This is a genomic window from Virgibacillus sp. LDC-1, from assembly GCF_030137545.1.
Classification (GTDB): domain Bacteria; phylum Bacillota; class Bacilli; order Bacillales; family Amphibacillaceae; genus LDC-1.
In genome coordinates, this window is sequence record NZ_JARUVL010000009.1 from 24229 (window position 1) to 49315 (window position 25087).

A 25087-nucleotide genomic window follows, 5' to 3' on the forward strand; every position below is an offset into this window, starting at 1 on the left:
TCCTGCTTTATTCTACTATTCATTTGTAAAAAATAGTAGGAAGCTAACGTTTAAATGTTTTGTGCGCAGTCAAACTGGTAATTTATTGAAAAATTTTTTTGGGGTATAGCTTGTAGGTCTTAATTTATAAATGTTTATAGGAAATAGGGTTAATAAATAAAAGATTCTATTAATTGACGAATATTCTATTTTTGACTAAAATACTTTTGTTACAGAAAATAATTATCAGTCTATTCTGTTATTACAGAGAGGATGCAAGACTACATGACAACACTTGATAAGGAAAAAATCGTCCAAAGCGTTCCCCAGAGAGGTTTTTTTGGACAGCCTAAAGGACTATTTACATTATTTTTCACAGAATTTTGGGAACGTTTCTCTTACTACGGAATGCGAGCACTACTTTTATTTTATATGTACAACGAAGTGGCCAATGGTGGATTAGGGATTGAAGATGGTACAGCTAAATCGATCATGGCGGTTTATGGCTCCTTAGTTTACATGTCTGGCATAATTGGCGGTTGGATCGCCGATCGGATATTAGGTACACAACGGACGGTATTCTATGGCGGGTTATTTATTATGCTTGGGCACATTGTTTTAGCATTGCCTGCAGGAGTGACCGCTTTATTTATCTCCATGTTCTTCATTATCATTGGAACAGGACTTTTAAAGCCGAATGTTTCTAATATTGTTGGTGATTTATATTCTCCACAAGATAATCGCCGTGATTCAGGCTTTAGTATTTTCTATATGGGAATTAATATGGGTGCGTTTATTGCGCCGTTTATTGTTGGTACGCTTGGACAAGAGTACAATTACCATCTTGGATTCGGAACAGCAGCAGTTGGGATGCTCATTGGTTTAATTGTATTTCTAGCTACACGTAAGAAATACCTAGGTTTAGCAGGATCTTATGTACCAAATCCGTTAGAGGATAATGAGAAGAAAAGGATTTTCACTCGAATTGGAATTGGGGTATTGATCATTCTCATCTTAGGTGCGATAACTATTCCAACAGGTATTTTAACGATTGATCGCTTTACTTTCTTAGTGAGTATGCTTGGAATTGTTATTCCGACGATTTATTTTATCGTTATGTATCGTAGTCCAAAAACGAATGAAGATGAAAAGTCTCGTCTGATTGCGTATATTCCATTGTTCATTGCAGCAATGATGTTTTGGGCAATTCAAGAGCAAGGGTCGATCATATTAGCTGAGTATGCTGATAAACGAACGCAACTTGAATTTATGGGGATAGAGCTACAATCAGCATGGTTCCAATCCTTAAATCCATTATTTATTATTGCGTTAGCGCCATTGTTTGCAGGGCTATGGATTAAGCTAGGAGATCGTCAGCCATCGACTTCCAAGAAATTTTCGTTCGGGTTGTTTTTTGCAGGGCTATCCTTCCTTATTATGATCGTACCTGCATATATGAATGGAACAGATACTTTAGTAAGCCCAATATGGCTCATATTAAGCTTTTTACTAGTCGTACTCGGAGAATTATGTTTATCTCCGGTAGGGTTGTCAGCGACTACGAAGCTTGCGCCAACTGCTTTTTCAGCACAAACAATGAGTCTTTGGTTTTTAACAAATGCTTCCGCACAAGCGATTAATGCACAAATTGTAAAGCTTTATACACCAGAAACAGAGATTCTTTATTTTGGTGTGATTGGTGGAGTATCGATTTTGCTTGGTATTTTACTATTTACGATGTCTCCGATTATTCAAAAGTTTATGCGTGGTGTGAAATAGTCTAACGCATTTGCTTCGGCAAAGCGTATAACTGCAGGAAACGAGGAAATTCACACTGCTTAAGTATCACTATTAAATATGCCTGTCTTCCATGTGAGAAGGCAGGTTTTCTTTATTTTCAAAGGGTTGCCCGTATTTTGCAGTTCATTTCTCGTAGGATTTACGTTATATTGTTACTAAGATACTAGTACGATTGTTTGTGCAATCTATTTTTAAAGGGTAAAGCCCATCTAGGAATATCACGGAGCGTCCAAGGAGTTTGGACACTTATTTAGTTCAATAGGCGGAAATAGTGCCTAAACAATATACGAGGAGGTATAACGGTGCACGATGTTGATGAGCGTTTTAAGATAGCGAATCGAGAAGCCTTAATTGGTGTAGGGCTAGTGTTGTTCAATTTTATCTGGTGGTTTGGCTTTGCTTATGGATTAGGCTCTAAATCTCCAGAAGAATATACGTATGTACTAGGAATGCCGGCATGGTTTTTTTATAGCTGTATAGTTGGTTTAATCGTGATGATTGTTCTCGTTACAATTGTCGTGAAAGTATTTTTTAAAGATATTTCCTTTGATGAAGAAGGAGCTGGCGAACAATGAATATGCAAGCATTGCTTCCTTTAGTTGCGATTGTCGTTTTCATTTTCTTAGTCGGGATATGGGCAGGAAAGTCTTTGAAGGGTTCGACTTCCTTTTTACAGGATTATTTTTTAGGAGGAAGAAGTCTTGGAGGCTTTATTCTTGCAATGACAATGACAGCTACTTATGGAAGCGCAAGTAGTTTTATTGGTGGCCCTGGTGTTGCGTACACACAAGGTCTTGGCTGGGTCTTGCTAGCTATGACACAGGTTGCGACAGGGTATTTCGTATTAATGATACTCGGGAAAAAATTTGCCATCGTGACGAGGCGTTACCAAGCAATTACGCTAGTAGACTTTTTAAAGGAACGGTACCAATCCAAGTGGGTAGTACTTCTTTCAGCATTTAGTATTATTATTTTCTTATTTTCAGCTATGGCTGCTCAATGGATTGGTGGAGCTAGATTAATTGAATCTCTAACAGGTCTTTCTTATTTAAATGCGCTGTTTATTTTTGCGATTACGGTTCTTCTTTATGTGACGGTTGGTGGGTTCCGAGCTGTAGCGCTAACTGATGCGATTCAAGGAGTCATTATGTTTGTTGGAACATTAATCTTATTAATCGCCGTCATTATCGCTGGTGGTGGTGTGCCACAAATTATGGCGGATTTACACGCGGAAAATCCGAACTTGTTAACGCCATTCGGTGCGGAAGGAAGCTTGACTCCAGCTTATGTGTCCTCCTTTTGGATTTTAGTCGGAGTCGGAGTAGTCGCACTTCCGCAAATCGCAGTTCGGGCCATGTCTTATAAAAGCGCTCAATCGATGCATCGGGCGATTATTATCGGTACGATTGTTGTTGGCTTCATTATGTTAAACATGCATCTCATTGGCGTATTTGCTCGCCCGATATTACCAGGAATTGAGGTTCCTGATAAGGTCATGCCGTTAATTGCATTAGAGGTAATGCCGCCATGGCTAGCAGGTGTTGTATTAGCCGCTCCAATGGCAGCGATTATGTCAACCGTCGATTCGTTACTCTTGCTCGTAAGCTCTTCTGTAGTGAAGGACATTTATTTAAACTATATTCGACCAAACGAATCGAATGAACGCGTAAAAAAAATAAGCTTTGGTATTACGGCCTTGCTTGGGATACTTGTATTTGTCATGGCGTTAAATCCACCAGATTTAATTATTTGGTTAAATTTATTTGCATTTGGTGGATTAGAAGCTGCCTTTATTTGGCCAGTGGTAATGGGATTGTATTGGAAAAAGGGAAATAAATATGGTGCACTTGCTTCGATGGTAGCAGGAATTGGGCTGTATATTATTGGGGATCTCTTTTTACCAAAACCGTTTGGTATGCATGCGGTTGTCATGCCTGTAATTGTATCGTTTTTTGTTTACGTACTCGTCAGTTTGGGAACACAACGTAGAAATACGTTGCAGCAAATGTAACGATGTTTCGAGCTGGAGGGGAAATAGATGGAGCGAATCATTTTATTTGATGGTGATTGCCATTTTTGTGATAAAAGTGTTCAATTTATTTTAAAGCGCGATCCAAAGGGTTATTTTAAGTTTGCTTCACTACAAAGTAAAGTAGGGAAAAGGATTAAGATCGCATTGCAAATTCCTGAATCAATTGATAGCTTTCTTTTCATTGATGGAACAACCTACTATACAAAATCGACGGCAGCATTGCGTGTAAGTGGAAAGTTAAAAGGGATATGGAAACTCGGTATTCTATTCCTCGTTATTCCAGTGCCGATAAGAGATTTTCTTTATGATCAGTTTGCCAAAAGAAGATATCGCTGGTTTGGAAAAAAGAAGGCGTGTAGGCTTCCTTCCAAGGAGATGCAACAACGATTTTTATCGGATGAAGAAGATATACCCGCTAATATAAAACAGCAATGAAAATATCCGCCTAAAGACGGACATCTCCTCCGTCTGAGGCGGCTTTTTATTAGCGGAATCCATGGTAAAATAAATGTACAAGCATAGGAAGTGGAGGGACGCTGATGCAGAAGAAGCGAAGAAGGGGATCTAAATTGCTCGGGATTGTTGGTCTTCATAACAAATCTACATTTACACAAACAGGGAATATTGATGCTACTGATTTAGCAAGTGTTAACATAATAACGAAGCATGCTAATGTGGAAGTTACTGTCCATGATGCGCCAAACATTGTGATTCGATTGCACACCTATGATGGGGGGCCAATGCTTTTTGTAAGACGGGATGGAGCTGTCGGTCATATTACTGCGCATTCAGAAGAAACGATGCTGTTTTCCAACACGCTTACAACTGCACGGTTACAGGTTACTGTTCCGAAGAATAGTGACCTATCATGGGACGTTCAAACAAGCTCTGGAAATATGACGATAGAAGAGCTTTCAGGTGAAAATATAAATTTAGCTGTACAATCAGGTGATATTTTTTTCAGGAAAGCAGATTTTCAGAATGTCCGGGTAAAAACAACTACAGGAGAAATAAAGGGATTGGATCTAGCTATGGAAGAGCTGCGAATTGAAACGTCATCAGGGGATGTTCGTTTAAATAAGATTACTGGAAATACATGGGTAAAAACAAACGCAGGGGATATTGATGTGGTAGACATGGAAGGAGATCGTATTGACCTACAATCCGCTTCAGGTGATATAGATATGGTGAACGTTTCTGTTCAACAGGCATTTTCCCAAACGGCTTCTGGCGATATAGAGGCAAAAGACATGTTCGCGACTAAGCTAATGACGATCGCTTCATCGGGAGATATGGTGTTTCAGAGCTTCACAGGGAAGGCGATGGGGCATTCGAGTTCTGGGGATATTCGTTTCATCCTCTCTGAAAATGGCGCGCTCGATTTAGAAACTAGTAGTGGGGACATTACGGTACGTTTTGAATTTGCCGAGGTTGATGCACATGTAACGATTGGGACGAGCAGTGGAAAAATAAATACGACCCTTCCGCTCCAAATTGATGAACAAAAGCAATTAACAAAGCAAAGGTCTGGCGTGATTGGAAATGGCACCAATGCGATTCGCTTAGCCAGTAGCTCAGGAGATATTCGTACCTTTTATTCCGCAAGCAACCAAAAGGAACCTCTCGTATGAGCCTGAGTGGAGGATGAAATAGAGAACCATCAGTAGGATGAAAGATAGCCCTCCTGATGGTTCGTTTCCTATTATAAAGAGGTTTTTGCAAAATCAATAAAGTAGTTTAATAGTGTCGGGTCATTGATGGAGTCTTTGTTAACCACTTTATTAATGTCATGTCCCATAAGAATTTTTTTAATTGGCACTTCAAGCTTCTTGCCGTTTAATGTTTTTGGTAAGGCGGGAACGTGATAAATAGCAGTAGGAACATGGCGCGGTGAGCAATGCTTACGAATTTGCTCCTTTATTTCTTTTTCTATTTGTTCAGTCAGACTGTTACCATACTTAAGCTGTACAAATAACGGAACAAATGAATCCCCATCCTCCTTAGGTATATCGACAATTAAGCTATCCTCTATTTCTTTAATATGATCAACTGCCCGGTAAATTTCACTCGTTCCGATTCGTATGCCACCACGATTGATTGTTGCATCAGAACGTCCGTATATAATGCATGTACCGCGTTCGGTAATTTTTAAGTAATCCCCATGACGCCATATTCCTGGAAACATATCAAAATAGCTTTCTTGTAAACGTGTACCTTCAGGGTCATTCCAAAAATAGATTGGCATGGATGGAAAAGGCGCAGTTAGAACTAGCTCACCAACATGATCGATTTTAGGTTCGCCATTATCAGTATAGCTTTCAATTCTTGCCCCCAGTCCTCTACATTGAAGCTCGCCAGCATATACTGGTAAGGTAGGTATTCCAAGTATAAAGGCAGTGCAAACATCTGTCCCACCGCTAGCAGAAGCAATCCAAAGGTCCTCCTTTACGTGATCATAGCACCATTGAAAGCCTTCTGGAGGCAGTGGTGAACCTGTAGAACCGATACATTTTAAGCTGCTTAAATCGAATGTGCTTTTTGGATCGATGTTTCCCTTCATGCAAGCGGTAATATAGCTTGCACTCGTACCGAATACGGTCAGCTTCGTTTCTTCTGCTAGCTGCCAAAGCGTAGTTTGGCTTGGGTAAGCTGGATTTCCATCATATAAAACGATTGTACTCCCGGTTAGTAGGCCACCGACTAGAAAATTCCACATCATCCATCCTGTCGTTGTAAACCAAAAAAATCGGTCATCTTCATGAAGGTCTAGATGGAATGTCAATGCCTTTAAATGCTCAAGCAAAATGCCACCTTGGCTTTGCACAATCGCCTTTGGCTTTCCGGTAGTACCAGAAGAAAACAATATCCATAGCGGATCATTAAAAGCAACATGTACATAGGATAATGTCCTTTTTTCAGACTGTTGCTGCAATGCGTCCTGCCAAGTAATGGATTGTGTTAGAGCGCTAAAGTCAGCTTCTTGATTTAAATATGGAATTGTGATGGTCGTTTTTAAACTAGGAAGTGACTCTTGGATCGTTTTTGCTGTGGAAAGACGGGGAAAGGCTTTTCCGCCATACATATACCCATCCACCGTAATAAAAATTTTAGGTTCAATTTGCTGAAAGCGATCAATGACACTTTGCGTACCAAAATCTGGCGAGGCACTAGACCAAATAGCTCCGAGACTGGCAGTTGCTAAAAAAGCCACAACTGCTTCATAAATATTGGGAATATAAGCGACAACACGATCTCCTTTTTCCACACCAAGCTCTAGAAGTGTATGTTGGAGGGATATAGTATCCTGGTGTAGCTTTCCCCAAGTAATCTTTCTATTTTCACGGAGCTCAGAGGAATGAAGGATTGCTGTTTTGTTCCAATCGCGATTACGAAAAATATGTTCTGTATAGTTAACCGTTGCTTCAGGAAACCAGCTTGCACCTGGCATGCTATGACTACTTAAAACGGATTGATATGGCTTTTTCGATTGAATAGAAAAATATTCCCAGATGGATTCCCAAAACAGCTCTACCTCATTTACAGACCATTCCCAAAGAGAATGGTAGTCAGGAAAGCTTAATCCTTTATGCGTGTGAAGCCATGTTATGTATGCTTGAATATTCGATTGTGCTTTTCTTTTTTCATTAGGCTTCCAAAGCAAGGTGCCTTCTCTTATTTGCTTCATGTAATCCCTCCTGAATATTTTGATGATTATTACTATTATATTGGAAACGCTTACTAAATGTAAATGATGGACAACATGATTTAGGAATCGTACTTGTTTCTTGTTTACATAGAAAGCGATTTTCGATATAAGAAGCGAAAATCGCACCGCCTAAGGATAGGGGTGCGATTCTCCGAACTTGATAAACGTTTTTTCATCCTCAATAAGCCCACAAACGGCACATTGCACGCGATATTTGGGACCATTATAGGTTAAATGAAACGCTTCTGGCTCTTCAGACGTATAGTCATGTAGGATTTCTCCCGTTTTTGGATCGAGCTTCACCGGCTTTACTTGCTGTGTAATAACGTTAAAGCGTGAGCGATTCGTCTGACAGCTTGGACAAAGATAGCGATGAACCATTGTAACACCTCCATGTATAGTATTGCTTTTGAACGTGTTTTTTATCCCGCATGTAACGGCTGTTAATACGCCGCTTATGGACCTTGAACTATGTTTTACCCAATCGCTTAAAAATGAGCCTGTTCTAAAAGATTTCGACATATCCGGTCACCATTTGCTATATTATAGTATAATAGTGAAAGCAGTCATTTTTTTATAATGTTTGAGAGCAGGGTTTAAGATGAGTGTTTGGTATGAGTTGATTGGACAATATGGGTATATTGGTATTTTTTCTTTATTAACATTAGGAATTGTAGGACTCCCAGTGCCAGATGAAGTGTTATTAGCGTACCTTGGCTATGTAACATCCATTGGAACTATGAATTTTTCTCTAACATTTATTGTGGCTTTACTTGGATCGATTTGTGGCATATCAGTTAGCTACTTGTTAGGTATGAAGTTAGGAGAGCCGTTTATCAAAAAGTATGGCTCCCGTTTCTTTTTATCCGAAAAAACAATACAGCGTGTAAATCGGCTTTTCCATCGGTATGGTCCTATTGTATTAATTGGAAGTTACTTTATCCCTGGAATACGTCATGTGGCAGCATATATTGGAGGAATCTCTCGTTATTCCTTTAAACGCTTTGCTTTATTTGGCTATATGGGAGCTTTTTTGTGGGTGATGTTGTTTTTAGCATTGGGAAACGGATTGGGAGCAAATTGGGATATCATAACATCCTTTATGCATAAATATATGTGGGGATTTATATTCTTCCTTATGATATCGCTCTTCATTTTTTCAGGCTTCTATATTTATCGTACCTTTGGTGGAAAAAATCCCCCTTCACAATTTTAAGTGAAGGGGGAGGGGGAAGCTTTCTATCTATCTTCCCATTTTCCAATGGTTTGACCAACTTGAACTTCTTTGTTTTCATGGATGCAAGGTGTGAAGGATGCATGTTCTTCTATAAATAGAAGAACAGTAGATCCAAAGGTAAAGTAACCTAGTTCTTCTCCCTTGTTACAATCATTTTCAGCATGAAGTAGCTGTATGCTATTGATATTCAATGCCCCAACCTTAACAACGGCAACATTACCGTATCGCGTAGAAAGCTCAGAAATTAATCGATAGTTTGTTGAAAAGGGTTTGTCACCATAAGTCATTCCAAAATTGTTTACGGGGAAGGATTTTTCACCTAAAGCATATCGAGAGGCTAATGTGCCTGTTATTGGATAATGAATCCGGTGATAATGTCGTGGTGACAAGTATAAGACATAATAATATCCATTTTTATAAGTAGCTGCCTTCTTTTCACTTCCTAAGATTTCTGGTAAGCTGTATAAATGATCTTTTATGTAGAATGTCTGATTATCTACTATCTTTCCTGCACAACTTAACACACCGTCGACTGGCGAAACAAGTGTACTTGGTTCAGGATTTATGGGGCGTATGCCATCTTTTAGCTTGCGAGTAAAAAAATCTTGTAAGCTATCATATTGATGAAGTGGTCGATCCATTTCCTTCTCGTTTATTTGAAACGATTTTGAGAAAGGACGAATAAGCGGTTTGCTTACTCGGGAACTCGTGAATTTTTTTAACATGGAAGAACTAACCGGATTACCAGTAAGTTCAACGAAATATTTTAGTGCAAATCTAATCATTCGTTTCAAATCCTTTTCTTTTTTTAGACGATCAGGCGTATTGTCTGCTCGTCGTAATGAAATGCAAGTAACGTAATACAACGATTTAAGGAGGTCTGTGTATGTTTCTAATTCGACGTTTGGATTATACAAAAATAAAAGCACATTTAGCAAACGCAATTACATTAATGAATTTAAGCTTTGGTATTATTGCTATCTTACTTATTTTAAAAGGTTATGCACATATGAGTCTACTATTTATTTTTTTAGCTGCATTTTTTGACCGATTTGATGGCATGGTTGCTAGAAAATTTCACATCGAATCTGCTTTTGGAAAGGAACTTGATTCTTTATGTGATCTTGTTTCTTTTGGGGTTGCTCCTGGATTATTGATTTTTCAAGCAAGTCTTTATAAAATGCCGGCTGTTGGTCTTACCATTGTAACACTTTATATTTTATGTGGTGCCGTACGTTTGGCTCGTTTTAATGTAAAAGAATTTGATGGTGCCTTTTATGGAATTCCAATAACAGCTGCTGGAATTATACTTACGTTTTTCTCATTATTTGCATCGTCGTTACCAGTTTCATTTTTTGTTGTTCTCACATCAATTTTAACTGTGCTGATGGTAAGTAATGTTCGAATCCCTAAAATGTAAATATGTGATAAAAGGTTGTCCTAGTTGGAATAAAGATCCGCTCGGACAGCCTTTTTGTTTTCGATTACGATTATGAGAACCATTTTTTAACCTTTGAGAAAAAAGATTGATCGTGATTGGTATTCGTATTCTCCGTTGTTTCCTCTTCGGCTTCCTGTTCCTCTAGAAAGATGGTTTCTTTATCAATTGCATAATCATAAGCAAGCACAGCACCGATGTCCGTTTCGATCTCTTCATTTGAAATAATTGTATAGGGGATATGATATGCGTCTGCTAAATCCTTCTCTTCTTTTAAATATTTATAAGCAACGTCTCCATTAAAAACTAATGTTGCCTTCGGGTGATTTTGCATGGTTTCTTCTAGTGCTGCTAAGCCTTTATCTGACATCACCTGGCCGATCGTAAGTGCAAGGACAATGCGTTCTCTTAACGTACCAAGAAAATAATCGCGTTCAGCTTGCTTTGGAAGCCGCTTGCCATATATCCCATCCATGAGATAATCATCCATGTTTTTCTTTGTCATGTACTATCCTTCCTTTCATGCTGTCTCTCTTTATTGTACGAAGAGAATGAAAGCGATGCAATTGATTATACCTTGGTAATGGAAAATGAATAGGAAAGAGGTGAGAAAAGAGGCCAACAAATGATTCGAAAAACAAATCCTGTTGGCGCACGATTAGTTATTTGTTGCTCGCTCGATTATCTGCTTGTCTGCTTCTAATCTGAGCAGCTTTATCATCATCGTCAGCAAGCTCTTCAGAAAACTCGATATCAACACCATCGGATAACTGTGATTTAGGTGTTTGCGCTAGCGTCCGTTTGCCGCGACTTGTTCGATGCTCATCTCTACCCATCTCATCACCTCGTTTCCTATATTTTCATGTTAGTATGTGCGAATCATTTTATTATCATGTACAAAGGATTTTCACCAAAGAAAAACCCGTCGGCATTGTATCATTTTTGCCTGACGGGTTAAATTATGCTTGTTGAAGCAATTAAAATCGTTATTCGGTTTGTTCTCCATTTTCTTCTTGAAGTGTGTCATCCACATTAGTTGTTGATTCATCTTCTTTAAAATCTTCGTCTGCTTCTTTACCGTATTTGTAAATAGAAGCATCAACTGGCTTCCAATCCTCTGATGGTGTATAGAAACGTAGAAGGTCTCCATAAAGCAGCTTATCTGAAAGTGATAATTCATGCTGTACCTTTTTCCGCAAGTCTTCCATTTCAGCAGTAGGCTCGATTTCTTCACCAGTATTGTCATAAAACACGCCAGAAATAACACTGTAGTCTGGAGTAATGAAGTCACCTTTACGGAAAGCTACATATTCTTTATGATCTTTTGAGAACATATCGGTTCCAAACTGAATATAGTCTTTTGCATCGATGCCAAGTAAATGAAGCAGGGTTGGCATGACATCAATTTGACCAGTAAATTCATGAACTGTTCCTTTACCTTCAACACCAGGTATTTTAATCATAAACGGCACACGTTGTAATTGCGCATGTTTATATGGTGTAATTTCTTCACCAAGTAATTCTGCCATTGCACGGTTGTGGTTATCAGATATACCGTAATGGTCTCCGTAAATCATAATAACAGAGTCATCGTATAAACCAGATGCTTTCAAGTCATTAAAAAATTGTTCTAACGATTCGTCTAAATATCTTGCTGTTTGAAAATAGCGGTCTACCGATTTATCTCCTGTTTCAGCAGGAGCAATGGTTGCATCCTCTTCATCAATTAAATATGGGTGATGGTGCGTTAATGTCATCATATGGGCATAGAATGGTTGATCTAACGATTCGAGTAATGGCATTGATTCTTTAAAGAAAGGCTTATCTTTTAGTCCATAATTGATAACTTGACCTTCACTCATATCATAATAGCTAGAATCATAGAACTTGTCGATTGCAAATTCTTTATATACTTCATCGCGATTCCAAAAGGTTTTGCGATCTCCATGAAATACTGCTGATGTGTAATTTTGCTTTTGATTCATGATTGCTGGTAAAGCTTGATACGTGTTACTTCCTTTTGTTACAAATGCAGCCCCTTGTGGGAGTCCGTAAATGGAGTTATCGAGCATAAATTCTGCATCTGCTGTTTTTCCTTGTTCTGTTTGGTGGAAGAAATTATCAAAGTACGTAAAATTCTTCTCCTGTTCATGAACTAAGGAGTTGATAAACGGCGTAACTTCTTCACCGTGAAGCTTGTAATCAATTAAAAAAGATTGAAAAGATTCTAAATGAATCTTAATAATGTTTTTTCCTTCTGCTACGCCAAATAATTCAGGATTTGGTGCAGCATATTTTTCTTTTGTATACTTTTCAATTTCCTCAATATCACTACTATCCGCGAATACACGCTGGGAAGAGGATTTTAAGTTTTGAATCGCATCATAGATTGCGAAGTTATACGCACCTAAATACTTAACGATATAGTTTCGATCGAAGGTACGTTTTAGTAGCTGTGGACGATCTGCCTCAGCCATACCAAGATTAACAGCAAAAGCAATGACACCAGCCATTAAAACAAGTAACGGCTTTTTAAATTGCATTCTGCTTGTTGACCAGCTGCGTCGGCTCCAAATAAATAAGCCAATTAGAATTAAAATGTCTAGTGCATAAAATAAATCATGCCACTCTACTAAGCTAGCAATACTTCCGCCTAGGCTTCCAAAATTACTAGTTTGTGTAAGCGTTGGTAGTGTTATATAGTCTGAATTAAAACGATAAAATACAACATTGGCATATAGGAATACACTCATCAACGTGTCAATGATAATGATCCAAATTCCCGCTCTTTTTCCTCTCGCAAATAAAGCAAGACCTAGAAAGATTAGGGCAGAGCTAAGAGGGTTAAAGAATAATAGGAATTCTTGAACACCATTTTTAATATCTAAATTAAATTCGTTGACATATATAAGATACGTTTTTAACCAAAGTAATACCACAGCTACAAAAAAGAAGTTCATCCTGGAAGAGAATAGTTTCTTCATTGTGAATTTTCACCTCTATTTAAATACATTTCGTAAAACTTTATCAAATCATCAAGTCATTATTTTAACCTATTTGCTTTTTAGTTGCAAGTATGTTGGTAATTTTTTCTAGTGGGAATGGGTGGAAGTGTAGGATATAAAACGGTAATGAAATGTCGCCTTCACGTTTAACAACTCTACACTAGGGATGTGTGTCACGCAGCATGGAAAAGACTCGTGAGCATAACTTTTAATCTGGATGCGATTAAAGCCTCCGTGTAATTGATTTGGATATTTGGTTCGCTATGTTTCTATGTTAAAATATTAATTGTTTGAAAAAACTCGATAGATTTAACACATATACAACTATATATATCCAAATTAAACGATTTTAAAACCACTTTTTATTTTCAGGTGACCATATAAAAAATCACACAACATTCCACCAAGGATATTCGCACTAGAAAGGAAGAAACGACATGAAGAACCTCACAGCTAAACAAAGTTTTAAAGAATATAGCTATATAATTATAGGAGCTACGCTAGTTGGGCTTTCCTATAATGTTTTTTTATTACCAGCAAAGCTTGCAGCAGGAGGTTTGTCCGGAATTAGTACAATTATTTATGAGTTAGCTGGATGGAGCCCTGCTTACGTTCAATTTTTAATGAATATTCCTATATTTATTATCGGCTGGCTCGCAATGGGAAAGGACTTTAGTGGAAAGACACTTCTTGGAACGTTTTGGGTTCCATTTATTATTTGGCTTAGTGCAGATATTCCATATGTAATCACAAACCCACTGCTAGGGGCATTGTACGGCGGCATTGTATTAGGTGTCGGTTTAGGCATTGTATATAAAGGAAACGGATCAACTGGAGGAACAGCTGCAATTGCGCAGATCGTGAAAAAGTTTACCGGTATTTCTAGTGGTTACTCCCAGTTAATTGTTGATGGCGTTGTTGTTGTTGGTTCACTCATTGTGTTTAACTTAGAGCTAACGCTATTTGCGTTGATGGCCATTTATGTAACAAGCAAGACGATTGATATTGTCCAGCTACGAACATCCTCTACAAAGCTAATCATGATTATTACGGAGGATGAAGAAAAGATTCAACATATTATTCGTGATGGCATTGATCGTGGCATGACGAAGGTCCGCTCAATTGGCGGCTATTCGAATACAGAGAAAACGATGATTTTATGCGTCGCTGAGCAACAGGAAGCGGTTTATTTAAAACGGATTTTGCAGGAGGAAGAGCCTGCAGCCTTTGTTGTCTTTATTAATGCATCCGAGATTCTTGGACGGGGATTCTCACTCGACAAATATTACGGACAAAAACTGTAATAGCTGAGGAGAAGACAAAACAAGGACATTTAGATCAAAATCCGAACAACTCCATCGCAGTTTGAAAATGGGTTCGCTTTCCCTGGGCACGGCCTCAACTAACTCGGATAAGAAAGTCTGCTTTTCCGAGTGGATTTTCCGACGTACAGGACAGACTAGCGCAGACGTTGCAACAGGGCGTAGTGGTTTTAGTCTCGTTCCCCTGTCGCGGTTCCTGCGGGACAAGGAACGCTCCGACAGCGACACATCGCACGCAGAAAAAGCGACCTTCTTTTTCAAGGAGTCTCACCCATTTCAACTGCTCGGTGAATTCATATATTCAAAAAGAATCTAAATTTATTACTTCGGTTTTGTCATTTCTTATTTCTTATTTACGGTCTCCACCAAGTAAATCAAATAATCCGCCGGCAATGCTTCCTTCGCCTTTAGATCCGCCTCGTTCTGGTGCGGAAGCGAATACTCTGCTCGCAAGTCTGCTAAACGGAAGTGATTGTATCCAGACCGTTCCTGGTCCGCGTAAAGTGGCAAAAAATAAACCTTCTCCACCAAAGAGTGCAGTTTTAACTCCGCCAACGTATTCGATATTATAATCAATGCTTCCAGTCATTGCGACAAGGCATCCAGTATCTACACGTAATGTTTCACCAACTTGGAGGTCTTTGCGGTGAATCGTTCCGCCAGCATGAACAAATGCCATGCCATCTCCTTCTAATTTCTGCATGATGAAGCCCTCGCCGCCGAAGAAGCCTGTTCCTATTTTTCGTTGAAACTCAATTCCAACCGAAACCCCCTTCGCGGCGGCAAGAAAAGCATCCTTTTGACAAATTAGCTTTCCATCAATTTCACTTAAATCCATCGGAATAATTTTACCAGGGTATGGAGATGCAAAGGAAACATGTTTCTTCCCTGTGCCTTCATTTGTAAAGGCGGTCATAAAAAGACTCTCCCCTGTTAGCACCCTTTTCCCAGCACCGAGCAGCTTTCCCATTAAACCTCCCTGATTGGAAGAACCATCTCCAAAAAGCGTTTCCATTCGAATGTGTTCATCCATCATCATTAAGCTACCTGCCTCAGCAATAACTGTTTCACTAGGATCAAGCTCTACTTCAACAAACTGCATGTCATCTCCATGTAATGTAAAGTCTATTTCATGATTATTCATTTACATCCTTCCTCTCCCATTAGTTTAAACATATTACGATTTGTGGAAAGGTTAGGTTTCATTTTTTTGAATAAATAAAAAACGGAAGATTCCCAAATATAGAGAACCCTCCACATTATCTCTTAATCCTAGTGAGGCATTGGACCACCTTGAATTGGTGCAAAACTATTTGTATATAACTGCATATCCTCGGGCTTTAATTGCGGCACTTGATAGTAGTGGTGTTTGTTTTGGTATAAAAACACTTCATAGGCCATTTCAATTAAATTTGGAACACTATCTTGAAACACTCTTCTTAACACTGGATTGGTCATTTCCAAAGCTGTCATCGTAAAGATGGACGCAGAAGATTTTAAAGTTCCCATCATAAAGCTGGAAATACATTCATCATTCAATTCGTTCACAGCTTGTGCAGGTTTTTTGGGTTGGGTTGGCTGCGTGCCATAAAGCACATCATTACTTTCGGTCATCTGATAGCTTTGTGTTTTTACAGCTGGATCTTGTCCAGTTTTTAATGTTTGTACAACTGTATTATAAAGCTGGGAAAGAAAAGCTTTATGTCGTTGCAACATCGATTTCAGCTCGGGATCCTGGATATGCTGTTCATATAGGAGATATTGCTCCATTCCTCCGATGAGTCCCGATATCGCTTCATGTGCATCAAACAGTTCATGGCCACCATGATTTTGTTGGGGCGGCATTTGATTGGACGGGTTAAATTGCTGTGATTGGTTTTGCTGTTGCATTCCATTTACCTCCTTTATTGTTATCGTGATTATTTTGAACGAATAGATGTAAAATATTCGTAATGGGAAATTTAGAAACATGAAAGGTTTACTTCATAAAGAAGATAAAACATTGTATAATTAGTTCGATATTGAACAAGAAGGAGTAATTATATGAAACAAAAACCAATGGAAGAACAGGATACACAGTCCGAGCAATATATTGAGGTGTGGGAAGATGTGGTCCGAATTAAAGATTTGGTTATTAGTTTAATTATTTGCAGTATCACAACATTGGGTGGTTATTTAATCGCACCGAATGAGCCACCAAAACCATTAATTTTTGGCTTGGTCGGTACGGTGTTAGGTTTTATTATTTGCAGTATCATCATCAAGCCGAAACGGACTTTTGAATATATCGGGGAGGAGGAATAACAGATGGATATTTCTTTAATCCTAGAATTAGTTACCGCTTCCGTCCTCGGTGCTGTACTCTACACACTGATAGGAATTGCTCCTGGAACAGATGAAACCGCCGTTTTAGCTCCAGTAACCCTTGTATTAGTGCTTACTGGATTTGAGCCGATTGTTATCTTAGCATTCTTTATCTCTGCTATTGTTGCAAAAAAGCTAACCGATTCTATACCTGTAGCAGTTGCTGGAATTCCCGGTGGAGTAATGGCTGCACCAATGGTCGATCATGCGATGGTTTTAAAAAAGCATGGACTTCCTGAGGTAAGTATTCGCAAAATGGCTTCTGGGTCAGTTATTGGAACGCTTGTTGCAGTACCACTTAGTTTACTTCTCGCTAGTGTGATCGCACCATTTGGAGACGAGATAAAAAATTATGCGAGTCAGATTTTTTTCGGTGGAGCTGTATTTTTAGCGTTGATGGCTAAAAACCGCTGGCTTGCATTAGCAGCAATCTTACCATTTGCTATCCTTATTCAAGGCTTACGACATTTATATTGGGGAATTGGAATTGTTCCTGAGGGTACAACCGTATTTACTTCCTTTTTCCTTGGGATTACAATCGGTCCGATCATTTTAAAGTTATTCGAATTATTAAATCGGGATATTCGAAATAAGCTACCACGTTATCATAAAAAAGAAATTAAATTACAGCGAAGCAAAAAAGAAAAGGGCTTTCCAAATCCCTTTAAAATATTGGATGCAAAAGAGGTAGGAACGACTTCTTTTGCTTCACTTACAGGTGTATTAACCTTTTTTATGAGTCCAGTTGGAATGACGATTTTTCTTGGAGAAACGTTTAGTAATTACATTAAAGATCCAGTGAAAAGAGCTTCACGTGCTATTTCGAGCATGGACGGGTTAACGAATGCAACTTATATTGCCGGAACATTGGTACCGCTTATCGCGATTGGACTTCCTCTTTCACCAATGGCGATTGGACCTGCAATTGCTTTGTTTAAAGCACCACCCGTTTTTACAGAGGATCATAATATGCATCACTTACTTTCAATGAACGAATTTGTAATCGCAACGGTCATCGGAGCAATCGTTGCCATTTCCATTACATATTTTATTACGATTAAATATGCTCAACAAATTTGTGTGTTTGTCTTTAAGTATATTCCTCATGAAGCATTACTAGGGGTATTTTTTGGACTTGTATTAATGCTTGCTTATATGGATGCAGGCTGGCTTAATATTGCTGGAGTGTTATTAATCGGTATCGTTGCTGGAACATTGCATCGCTGGGGTGTTAATTACGGCGTTCAATTTATGGTATTGTATTCCGCTCCATGGATTATGAGCTGGTTTATGTGATGGAAAGGCTGTTCTACACGCTTTTTTGCGTTAGAACAGCTTTTTTGTTAATGAAAGGCTGTGCGGAGAAAATAGGTTTTAGGATTGATTTCAGGAACATAGAAATATGGTAACATGAAAGAAAAATGGTTGGGGGGAGTTATTGTGCATCTAAAGCATCCAATTCGATTAGATAATCGAATTGCTCTTATCGATGGCTTTGACTTAGGAGCTCCAGATCGAACTGGAACCTATGTGATTGATGAAACGGAGCTAACGATTATTGAAACAGGACCAAGCCCTTCTGTAAAATATATTAAAAAAGGACTTCTAGAGCTTGGCTTTGAACTAAGTGAGGTCAAGTATATTATTGTTACGCATGTTCATTTAGATCATGCTGGTGGGGCAGGGTTGCTATTAAGAGATTGCCCAAATGCAAAGCTGATTGTTCATCCGCGTGGTGCAAGACACTTGATTGACCCGAAAAAGCTAGTGGCTGGAGCACGTGGTGTTTATGGAGATAGTTTTTCAGAGCTCTTTGAACCGATTATTCCCATCCCACAAGATCGTATAGAAATGAAGGGGGAAGGGGATACGTTGCAAATTGGTGCAGATTGCACATTGCAGTTCCTTGATACACCTGGACATGCGAAGCATCATATTACGATTTATGATCCTGTTAGTAATGGCGTGTTTGCAGGGGATACAGTAGGGGTTCGCTATGAACAGCTTTTAAGGGAAGGGGTACCTTTTTTTCTTCCATCCACTTCACCGAACCATTTTGATCCAGAGGAAATGCGTAAATCAATCAAGCGATTGCATGAAATGAAGCTTGATCGTATTTATTATGGGCACTTTGGAATGACTACGGATATAGATGCTTCCTTAACAGCTGTATCCGAATGGCTCGATCTGTTTGTAAGCGAAGGGGAAAAAGCATTTGTTGAAGGAAAGGGTTATGATACGCTTGCATCACGTTTACTTTTGCGTGTGCGGCAGTTTTTACGAGAAAAAAGTGTTCCAGATGACCATGATGTTTATGTTTTGATTAACTTAGATTTACAGGTAAGTGCATTAGGTATAATGGATTATTTTCAAAAAAAGGCTTAAGTCGTTAAAGTAGTGCTTTCATTGCATAAAAAAGTCATCTGATCAACTTGATCAGATGACTTTTATCGTGCTGTAAGCAACTTATTTATTTTCGTCCAATTTCATAAATGTTTGGATAGTGAATAAAGCAAAACTAATTAATAGAATTGTTCCCCCGACAATGAAAAAGACAGTTGAAAATGTTTCATTTATATCAAATGGCTTTACATAATAAAGCCACATTCCTGCTGTGAGTCCGATTGCTCCAGCAATTGCTGACCAGACATGAAGTGTTGCAATTAGTTTATTTGCTGGCGTGTATAGCTTATAAAATATCGACCAAGCAAATAGTGTTAACCAACCAACAACAAGTATATGTGCATGAACTGATCGAAATGCATAGCTTCCTGCACCAGCCATATGTGAGCCAAGGAACGCTCCAATTAGTGCGAATATCGCTGAAAATCGTAGCAATGTTTTACTATATTGATTCACAATCATCTCCCCCTCTTTCCCTATAGTAACATGGTATATTCATCATAGCTTACTTTTGTGAACGGAATATGAATAACATGTTACATCCATTAAATGAAGCGGAGAGGAAGAAATAAGACAACACGATGTAAAACAAGAGCATTCGTTTAAAAGTTAAATGATTTTCGTCCATATTTCGTTTGGAGTTTTTGGATAAAAAATTATTTTGTCTCAGCCTCGTTCAATTTATCTGGCTGGCGGGTAGAAACGAGAGCTAATATTTTGTCTGTTGCTTCTTCCATGTTTTTGGCATGGATAGGAAAGATGCGATCCTTTTGATGATGGTTCATGGCATGCTTATAGCGTGGATCATAATAATGCTCTAATAAAAGGATAGTCGCAGTTTTAAAATCATTGTCTACTAACGCATGCTCAATTTCCTTTGCAATAGGAATGTGAATCCGCTTTTTAATACGATAGAATGCCTCTAAAAATTGTGCTGGCTCCTTCCATGGCTCATAATCCTCTAAAATATGCTTTACTCTCTCCTCCATAGGAAGGTGGATAATGAGCTGGATTCCCTTTTCTTTTTGTTCATAAAGAAATTCTGGTAAGCAGACTTTTCCGATTCGCCGACTTTCTCCTTCAATAAATACAAAGGGTTCGTTTTTGTATTGGCCTAATTTCTCTACAAGCAAAGAATCGAACTTTTTTTGGTTGCTAGGTTCTGTCCCGATTTGTCCAAAAATAGAGCCCCGGTGTCCAGCCATCGCTTCTAAATCAATCACCGGATAGCCTTTGACGGCTAAGTTTTTTAAGATTACCGTTTTTCCAGCGCCGGTATAACCGTTTAATACATAGAGCTCTGGTGCAAATGCTTCTCGATCTAATTCACTAACAACCCATTGGCGATACGCACGAATACCGCCACTTAGACGATTCACATGGATGCCCATTAAATCAAGCACGGTAGCGGCAGTCTTACTTCGCATTCCACCACGCCAGCAAAATACGGTTATGGGCGTTTGGATTTGTTGAAACGTCTTAATAAAAGAAGGAAGCTTTGCAGAGAAAATTGCTAATCCTCTTTCTTTCGCTTCTTCCGGACTTTTTTGCTTATATATCGTTCCGATTTCAGCCCGTTCTTCGTTCGTGAATATTGGTATATTCACGCTTCCTGGAATGGTCGCTTCTTCAAATTCCTTTGGAGAACGTACATCTACTGTTGTATGTGCTTGGTTGTTACTTCGTATTTTCTGTAAATCGTTCCACGTAATATCATGAAACATACTTTCACCTTCTATTGTCTGAGTCTGCTTCCAATGTTTATTTTACAATAATTTGACCTGGATGGTTTTCCGTTACTTCGCCGATTTGTGCTGCTTCTACTCCATTGAGCTGTAAATTTTTAAGCAGGTCATCTGCTTGCGAAGGGTGGACGGAAATAAGTAACCCACCAGATGTAACCGCATCACATAAAATCCATTTATCAATTTGGTCCATTGCATCTGAATAGATGACCGAATCTGCTACATGGTTAAAATTATTTTTTGTTCCGCCTGGCACTGCACCTTCTTGTGCGAGTTCTTTAACACGAGGCAAAACAGGTACCTGATCATGATAAATTTCAATACCGACCTTACTTCCTTTCGCCATTTCTGTTGCATGACCTAATAGTCCAAAGCCAGTTACATCTGTGGAAGCATGGACATCATATGTCGCCATAGTTTCTGCAGCTGTTTTATTCAGTGTAGTCATCACGCTTGTTACACGATCAATTTCTTCCGCTGTTGCAAGATTGTTCTTAATGGAAGTAGTCATAATCCCAACACCAATTGGTTTTGTTAAGATAAGCTTATCGCCTGGCTTTGCTCCTGCATTTGTACGCACTTTATCTGGATGAACGACACCAGTTACGGAAAGGCCGAATTTCGGTTCTTTGTCATCAATAGAATGGCCACCGATGAGCGCAACTCCTGCTTCCTTCAATTTATCACCGGCTCCACGTAAAATATCGGACAATATTTGCTTATCCAATGTGGAGATAGGGAAAGCAACAATATTAAGAGCAGTTATTGGCTTTCCTCCCATTGCATATACATCACTAATCGCATTTGTAGCTGCAATTTGACCAAAATCATATGGATTATCAACAATCGGCGTAAAAAAGTCTAATGTTTGTACGATTGCTAGCTCCTCTGTTAATTGATACACACCTGCATCATCACTCGTATCAAGTCCAACAAGTACGTTTGGATTAATCGTATTAGCAGGTAAATGACGTAGTACCTGAGCTAAGTCAGCAGGTCCAATTTTGCATCCACATCCTCCTTTAGAGGATAAGGCGGTTAATTTGATATCATTTGATTGCTCCATGTTTCATTTTCCTTTCTATGTTTTGTCATTGCATCAAACATGCGTTAAATCGTTTTCTGATTCATTTCACTATCATCGATTTCAAGTAGGATGGGACAATGATCACTACCAAGCACGTGCATCTGTGCTTGTGCGTCTTTCAACGCCTGTGTGATGCGCTCGGAAAGGATAAAATAATCGATGCGCCAGCCAATATTTCTTTCCCGTACTGTTTTCATATACGACCACCATGTGAAAATATCGTTGTCTTCCGGATGAAAATGACGTAGCGTATCGACAAAGCCAGCGGCAAGCAAGCGTGTCATCTTGCCACGCTCTTCTGTTGTAAATCCCGAGTTGCCATGATTGGATGATGCGTTTCTTACATCTATATCCAAATGTGCGACATTCAAGTCTCCACAATAAATAATCGGCTTTTTCGCATCAAGCTCCAATAAATATTCGAACAGATTATCCTCCCATTGCAAGCGGTAGGATAATCTAGCTAAATCCCGCTTGGAATTTGGCGTATAGACATTTATTAGAAAGAAATCGTCGTACTCTAATGTCAATATCCGTCCTTCAGGTTCAGTACTTTCTTCTCCTACACCATAGCGAACAGAAAGTGGCTTTTTCTTCGTAAAGACTGCAGTTCCCGAGTATCCTTTGCGCGTAGCATAATTCCAATATTGATAATAGCCGTCAAGCGCTAAATCAATTTGTCCTTCCTGTAATTTTATTTCTTGCAGACAAAAAATATCTGCATCTATTTCATGAAAATAGTCAAGAAAACCTTTGCGCATACAGGCTCTTAGCCCGTTTACATTCCATGATACGAGTTTCAAATTATTCTTCCCCTTTAACAAAGTCTCTCTATTTATTTTAGCATACATGTTTAGAGAGACTACAGCCGACGCATTGAGAAATGCAGACAATTTATTTACAATTTCTTATTGACTTCTAATGTGTATGAAGCATATAATACACATTAGAGGTGTATTAGCCGCTTAATACATATTTTTTTGAGGTTGGTGTATTAAATGGTTAATACAGGATCATTGGGTTGAAACATCAAGAAAAAATTAGGAGCTGGGGTTATGAAACTAAATTTTAATAATAGAGACCCTGTGTATGTGCAAGTTATTCGGCATTTTAAAGAGCAAATTGCTACTGGTCTACTAGAGCCTGGCCAAGAGATTCCATCGCGAAGAGAGCTAGCAAACCAATTGAAAATTAATCCGAATACTGCACAAAGGGCGTATAAAGAAATGGAGGAGCAAGGGTTGATTTATACAGAGCGGAATTTACCTAGTCGGATTACGAAAGACGAAAAAGTATTAAGTATCGTAAGAGAAGAGCTCATATTACAAGCTGTTAACTCCTTTGTATCATCAGTGCAATCAATTAATGTTCCCTTAGAGGAAGTCATTGAATTGGTTAGGGCAAACTATGAACAAGCAAGCGAGGAAGTGAGGGGTCAAGATGATAGAAATTAAAGACGTAAAGAAAAATTTCGGACGTAAAAAAGTATTAAAAGGCGTTAGTTTCACCGCTGAAAAAGGAGAAATCACCTGTCTTATTGGTATAAATGGAGTAGGAAAAACTACTATTTTAAATGCAATTACGGCATTAACTCCGATTCAAAGTGGTGAGATCCTTATTGATGGCGAGAAGCTTCATAAAGGAAGCTATGAAAAAATTATGTTTATCCCAGATGCGATTACGATGCTTCCTAGTATGCGTATTGCTGATGCGATGGAATTTATGAATGATTTTTACGATTGCTGGAACGAAGCAAGAGCAAAAGAATTACTGCAATTCTTTAAATTAAAGGAAAGTGATCGTATTTCAGATCTATCGAAAGGGAATACAGCCAAAGTGAATTTGCTGCTTGGTTTGGCACTTGATGTCGATTATTTATTAATGGACGAACCTTTTTCAGGGATTGATATTTTTAGCAGAGAGCAAATCGCAGATGTGTTTACGAGTCATTTAATCGAAGAACGAGGCGTTATTATTACAACGCATGAAATTAATGATATCGAGCATTTAATCGATAAAGTTGTTCTGATCGATGAGGGAGTTGTATTAAAGGAATTCCGTACCGAGGAAATCCGGGAGAACGAAGGGAAATCGGTTGTTGATGTCATGAGAGAGGTGTATCAGAAATGAATCGCTATATAAAGCTAGTGAATTTTGAAATGAATCGGATTGCGAAGCTATATGTTGTGCTGTTAGCGGTGACGTTCGTTTCGCAAGTTGTTGGTGTTATCTATTTCTCAAAGCATTTTTTAAAGCAAGTAAATGAAGCAATGACAGGGAATCCGCAAAATAGACAAGAAGTTATAGAGTCGATGAGTCCGCTGTCATTTGATCAAGTTACAGAAACCCTTTTGTTTGTTGGGCCTATTTTGATATCCATTACAGCGGTTGCTTTTTACATTTTTATCATTTGGTACCGCGACTGGCTTGGGAAAAATACGTTTGTTTATCGTCTATTGATGCTTCCCACCGCACGTATAAATGTATTTTTTGCGAAACTAACGACAATTTTGCTTATGACCTTTGGTTTGGTTGCGTTTCAACTTATGTTACTACCATTTGAAATGAAAATTATGCAATGGATTGTGCCCAAAGATCTGCGTATCGACGCTAGTATAAATGCGGTACTTGATCGTTTTGTCGAGCTACGCATTATTTTTCCGGAAAGTTTTATTGAGTTCATCCTTCATTATGGACTTGGTACGATTATCGTAGCGATTGTATTTACGTTTATTTTATTTGAACGTAGCTTTCGTTGGAAAGGGATAATATTTGGATTCGTCTATGGATTTATAGCATTTATGCTTTTATTCTCACCGGTACTTCTCAATGAATTGGTGTTGAACAGTTACTTATATCCATCGGAGATAGTGCTGTTAGAAGTAGTGGCAGGCATAATTGTAATGGCATGTACGGTATGGATGAGTCATTATTTATTAACGAAAAAGATTCGGGTATAGGAGGGTTTG

General features: G+C 38.7%; 26 protein-coding genes. 14 read left to right on the plus strand and 12 right to left on the minus strand.

The genetic code is table 11. The annotated features are described in order from the left end of the window. Positions 1–264: 264 nt before the first annotated feature. From QBK89_RS09320 to QBK89_RS09340, 5 genes are all read left to right on the plus strand, one after another. Positions 265–1758: a peptide MFS transporter gene (locus QBK89_RS09320; RefSeq protein ID WP_284140775.1), complete on the plus strand. Its 1494-nt coding sequence runs from the start codon at positions 265–267 to the stop codon at positions 1756–1758. A gap of 323 nt (positions 1759–2081) precedes the next feature. Then, complete coding sequence (locus tag QBK89_RS09325) at positions 2082–2354, plus strand: YhdT family protein (RefSeq protein WP_330949343.1); 273 nt, start codon at positions 2082–2084, stop codon at positions 2352–2354. Beyond that, the gene (panF, locus tag QBK89_RS09330) at positions 2351–3790 is read left to right on the plus strand and encodes a sodium/pantothenate symporter (protein WP_284140776.1); all 1440 of its coding nucleotides are present in this window, start codon (positions 2351–2353) and stop codon (positions 3788–3790) included. Before QBK89_RS09325 ends, panF begins: the two co-directional genes overlap by 4 nt. Positions 3791–3817: 27 nt before the next feature. Continuing rightward, positions 3818–4246 carry a thiol-disulfide oxidoreductase DCC family protein gene (locus tag QBK89_RS09335; protein ID WP_284140777.1) on the plus strand — a complete coding sequence of 143 codons (429 nt, stop codon included), beginning with the start codon at positions 3818–3820 and terminating at the stop codon, positions 4244–4246. Positions 4247–4350: 104 nt separating this feature from the next. After that, entirely contained in the window at positions 4351–5442 is a 1092-nt protein-coding gene (locus QBK89_RS09340; RefSeq protein WP_284140778.1) for a DUF4097 family beta strand repeat-containing protein, read from the plus strand. Positions 5443–5513: 71 nt separating this feature from the next. Here QBK89_RS09340 and QBK89_RS09345 read toward each other — a convergent pair whose 3' ends face one another. Beyond that, on the minus strand, positions 5514–7496 hold the full coding sequence (locus QBK89_RS09345; protein ID WP_284140779.1) for an acetoacetate--CoA ligase: 1983 nt from the start codon (positions 7494–7496) through the stop codon (positions 5514–5516). A gap of 150 nt (positions 7497–7646) precedes the next feature. Next, complete coding sequence (locus tag QBK89_RS09350; protein WP_284140780.1) at positions 7647–7898, minus strand: DNA alkylation repair protein; 252 nt, start codon at positions 7896–7898, stop codon at positions 7647–7649. A 220-nt stretch (positions 7899–8118) separates the two neighbouring features. Between QBK89_RS09350 and QBK89_RS09355 the strand changes: the two genes are divergently transcribed. Next, positions 8119–8733, plus strand: coding sequence for a DedA family protein (locus QBK89_RS09355; protein WP_284140781.1), 615 nt, complete (start codon positions 8119–8121; stop codon positions 8731–8733). Between the two features lie 23 nt (positions 8734–8756). Here QBK89_RS09355 and QBK89_RS09360 read toward each other — a convergent pair whose 3' ends face one another. Next, positions 8757–9539 (minus strand): phosphatidylserine decarboxylase, encoded by a 783-nt coding sequence (locus tag QBK89_RS09360; protein ID WP_284140782.1) that lies wholly within the window; start codon positions 9537–9539, stop codon positions 8757–8759. 101 nt (positions 9540–9640) lie between these two features. Here QBK89_RS09360 and pssA point away from each other — a divergent pair, with 101 nt between their 5' ends. After that, positions 9641–10174: a CDP-diacylglycerol--serine O-phosphatidyltransferase gene (gene pssA, locus QBK89_RS09365; RefSeq protein WP_284140783.1), complete on the plus strand. Its 534-nt coding sequence runs from the start codon at positions 9641–9643 to the stop codon at positions 10172–10174. Between the two features lie 70 nt (positions 10175–10244). On the opposite strand, the gene QBK89_RS09370 is transcribed toward pssA, so the two are convergent. The 3 genes from QBK89_RS09370 to ltaS all read right to left on the minus strand — a co-directional run bounded on the left by QBK89_RS09370 (position 10245) and on the right by ltaS (position 13176). After that, entirely contained in the window at positions 10245–10697 is a 453-nt protein-coding gene (locus QBK89_RS09370; RefSeq protein ID WP_284140784.1) for a YueI family protein, read from the minus strand. Positions 10698–10854: 157 nt separating this feature from the next. Then, the gene (locus QBK89_RS09375) at positions 10855–11028 is read right to left on the minus strand and encodes a YfhD family protein (RefSeq protein ID WP_284140785.1); all 174 of its coding nucleotides are present in this window, start codon (positions 11026–11028) and stop codon (positions 10855–10857) included. 150 nt (positions 11029–11178) lie between these two features. After that, a complete protein-coding gene (ltaS, locus tag QBK89_RS09380; RefSeq protein ID WP_284140786.1) occupies positions 11179–13176 on the minus strand; it encodes a lipoteichoic acid synthase in 1998 nt (665 codons plus the stop codon). Positions 13177–13634: 458 nt separating this feature from the next. On the opposite strand from ltaS, the gene QBK89_RS09385 reads away from it, so the two are divergent. Continuing rightward, a complete protein-coding gene (locus QBK89_RS09385; RefSeq protein WP_284140787.1) occupies positions 13635–14501 on the plus strand; it encodes a YitT family protein in 867 nt (288 codons plus the stop codon). Positions 14502–14868: 367 nt separating this feature from the next. On the opposite strand, the gene QBK89_RS09390 is transcribed toward QBK89_RS09385, so the two are convergent. Both QBK89_RS09390 and QBK89_RS09395 read right to left on the minus strand, forming a co-directional pair. After that, a complete protein-coding gene (locus QBK89_RS09390; RefSeq protein WP_284140788.1) occupies positions 14869–15663 on the minus strand; it encodes a TIGR00266 family protein in 795 nt (264 codons plus the stop codon). Between the two features lie 128 nt (positions 15664–15791). After that, complete coding sequence (locus tag QBK89_RS09395; protein WP_284140789.1) at positions 15792–16409, minus strand: spore coat protein; 618 nt, start codon at positions 16407–16409, stop codon at positions 15792–15794. 153 nt (positions 16410–16562) lie between these two features. Between QBK89_RS09395 and QBK89_RS09400 the strand changes: the two genes are divergently transcribed. From QBK89_RS09400 to QBK89_RS09410, 3 genes are all read left to right on the plus strand, one after another. After that, complete coding sequence (locus QBK89_RS09400; protein ID WP_284140790.1) at positions 16563–16823, plus strand: hypothetical protein; 261 nt, start codon at positions 16563–16565, stop codon at positions 16821–16823. 3 nt (positions 16824–16826) lie between these two features. Further along, entirely contained in the window at positions 16827–18179 is a 1353-nt protein-coding gene (locus QBK89_RS09405) for a tripartite tricarboxylate transporter permease (RefSeq protein ID WP_284140791.1), read from the plus strand. A gap of 144 nt (positions 18180–18323) precedes the next feature. Continuing rightward, a complete protein-coding gene (locus QBK89_RS09410) occupies positions 18324–19268 on the plus strand; it encodes an MBL fold metallo-hydrolase (RefSeq protein WP_284140792.1) in 945 nt (314 codons plus the stop codon). 81 nt (positions 19269–19349) lie between these two features. On the opposite strand, the gene QBK89_RS09415 is transcribed toward QBK89_RS09410, so the two are convergent. The 4 genes from QBK89_RS09415 to QBK89_RS09430 form a co-directional block, all read right to left on the minus strand. Beyond that, positions 19350–19748, minus strand: coding sequence for a hypothetical protein (locus QBK89_RS09415; protein WP_284140793.1), 399 nt, complete (start codon positions 19746–19748; stop codon positions 19350–19352). A 194-nt stretch (positions 19749–19942) separates the two neighbouring features. Continuing rightward, entirely contained in the window at positions 19943–21010 is a 1068-nt protein-coding gene (gene mnmH, locus QBK89_RS09420) for a tRNA 2-selenouridine(34) synthase MnmH (protein WP_284140794.1), read from the minus strand. 37 nt (positions 21011–21047) lie between these two features. Further along, the gene (selD, locus tag QBK89_RS09425) at positions 21048–22097 is read right to left on the minus strand and encodes a selenide, water dikinase SelD (protein ID WP_284140795.1); all 1050 of its coding nucleotides are present in this window, start codon (positions 22095–22097) and stop codon (positions 21048–21050) included. 44 nt (positions 22098–22141) lie between these two features. After that, positions 22142–22921 carry an exodeoxyribonuclease III gene (locus QBK89_RS09430; protein WP_284140796.1) on the minus strand — a complete coding sequence of 260 codons (780 nt, stop codon included), beginning with the start codon at positions 22919–22921 and terminating at the stop codon, positions 22142–22144. 252 nt (positions 22922–23173) lie between these two features. On the opposite strand from QBK89_RS09430, the gene QBK89_RS09435 reads away from it, so the two are divergent. Genes QBK89_RS09435 through QBK89_RS09445 form a run of 3 tightly spaced genes read left to right on the plus strand, consistent with a single transcriptional unit; the run spans position 23174 to position 25078 of the window. Beyond that, the gene (locus QBK89_RS09435; RefSeq protein WP_284140797.1) at positions 23174–23572 is read left to right on the plus strand and encodes a GntR family transcriptional regulator; all 399 of its coding nucleotides are present in this window, start codon (positions 23174–23176) and stop codon (positions 23570–23572) included. Beyond that, a complete protein-coding gene (locus QBK89_RS09440) occupies positions 23559–24248 on the plus strand; it encodes an ABC transporter ATP-binding protein (protein WP_284140798.1) in 690 nt (229 codons plus the stop codon). Before QBK89_RS09435 ends, QBK89_RS09440 begins: the two co-directional genes overlap by 14 nt. Beyond that, positions 24245–25078 carry a hypothetical protein gene (locus QBK89_RS09445; protein ID WP_284140799.1) on the plus strand — a complete coding sequence of 278 codons (834 nt, stop codon included), beginning with the start codon at positions 24245–24247 and terminating at the stop codon, positions 25076–25078. The genes QBK89_RS09440 and QBK89_RS09445 overlap by 4 nt, the downstream gene beginning before the upstream one ends. Positions 25079–25087: the final 9 nt, after the last annotated feature.

Bases quoted from the DNA above. Each gene is read 5' to 3' on its own strand.
- QBK89_RS09320 (WP_284140775.1), top strand. From the start codon at position 265: ATGACAACACTTGATAAGGAAAAAATCGTCCAAAGCGTTCCCCAGAGA.
- panF (WP_284140776.1), top strand. From the start codon at position 2,351: ATGAATATGCAAGCATTGCTTCCTTTAGTTGCGATTGTCGTTTTCATT.
- QBK89_RS09335 (WP_284140777.1), top strand. From the start codon at position 3,818: ATGGAGCGAATCATTTTATTTGATGGTGATTGCCATTTTTGTGATAAA.
- QBK89_RS09340 (WP_284140778.1), top strand. From the start codon at position 4,351: ATGCAGAAGAAGCGAAGAAGGGGATCTAAATTGCTCGGGATTGTTGGT.
- QBK89_RS09345 (WP_284140779.1), bottom strand. From the start codon at position 7,496: ATGAAGCAAATAAGAGAAGGCACCTTGCTTTGGAAGCCTAATGAAAAA.
- QBK89_RS09350 (WP_284140780.1), bottom strand. From the start codon at position 7,898: ATGGTTCATCGCTATCTTTGTCCAAGCTGTCAGACGAATCGCTCACGC.
- QBK89_RS09355 (WP_284140781.1), top strand. From the start codon at position 8,119: ATGAGTGTTTGGTATGAGTTGATTGGACAATATGGGTATATTGGTATT.
- QBK89_RS09360 (WP_284140782.1), bottom strand. From the start codon at position 9,539: ATGATTAGATTTGCACTAAAATATTTCGTTGAACTTACTGGTAATCCG.
- pssA (WP_284140783.1), top strand. From the start codon at position 9,641: ATGTTTCTAATTCGACGTTTGGATTATACAAAAATAAAAGCACATTTA.
- QBK89_RS09370 (WP_284140784.1), bottom strand. From the start codon at position 10,697: ATGACAAAGAAAAACATGGATGATTATCTCATGGATGGGATATATGGC.
- QBK89_RS09375 (WP_284140785.1), bottom strand. From the start codon at position 11,028: ATGGGTAGAGATGAGCATCGAACAAGTCGCGGCAAACGGACGCTAGCG.
- ltaS (WP_284140786.1), bottom strand. From the start codon at position 13,176: ATGAAGAAACTATTCTCTTCCAGGATGAACTTCTTTTTTGTAGCTGTG.
- QBK89_RS09385 (WP_284140787.1), top strand. From the start codon at position 13,635: ATGAAGAACCTCACAGCTAAACAAAGTTTTAAAGAATATAGCTATATA.
- QBK89_RS09390 (WP_284140788.1), bottom strand. From the start codon at position 15,663: ATGAATAATCATGAAATAGACTTTACATTACATGGAGATGACATGCAG.
- QBK89_RS09395 (WP_284140789.1), bottom strand. From the start codon at position 16,409: ATGCAACAGCAAAACCAATCACAGCAATTTAACCCGTCCAATCAAATG.
- QBK89_RS09400 (WP_284140790.1), top strand. From the start codon at position 16,563: ATGAAACAAAAACCAATGGAAGAACAGGATACACAGTCCGAGCAATAT.
- QBK89_RS09405 (WP_284140791.1), top strand. From the start codon at position 16,827: ATGGATATTTCTTTAATCCTAGAATTAGTTACCGCTTCCGTCCTCGGT.
- QBK89_RS09415 (WP_284140793.1), bottom strand. From the start codon at position 19,748: ATGATTGTGAATCAATATAGTAAAACATTGCTACGATTTTCAGCGATA.
- mnmH (WP_284140794.1), bottom strand. From the start codon at position 21,010: ATGTTTCATGATATTACGTGGAACGATTTACAGAAAATACGAAGTAAC.
- selD (WP_284140795.1), bottom strand. From the start codon at position 22,097: ATGGAGCAATCAAATGATATCAAATTAACCGCCTTATCCTCTAAAGGA.
- QBK89_RS09435 (WP_284140797.1), top strand. From the start codon at position 23,174: ATGAAACTAAATTTTAATAATAGAGACCCTGTGTATGTGCAAGTTATT.
- QBK89_RS09440 (WP_284140798.1), top strand. From the start codon at position 23,559: ATGATAGAAATTAAAGACGTAAAGAAAAATTTCGGACGTAAAAAAGTA.
- QBK89_RS09445 (WP_284140799.1), top strand. From the start codon at position 24,245: ATGAATCGCTATATAAAGCTAGTGAATTTTGAAATGAATCGGATTGCG.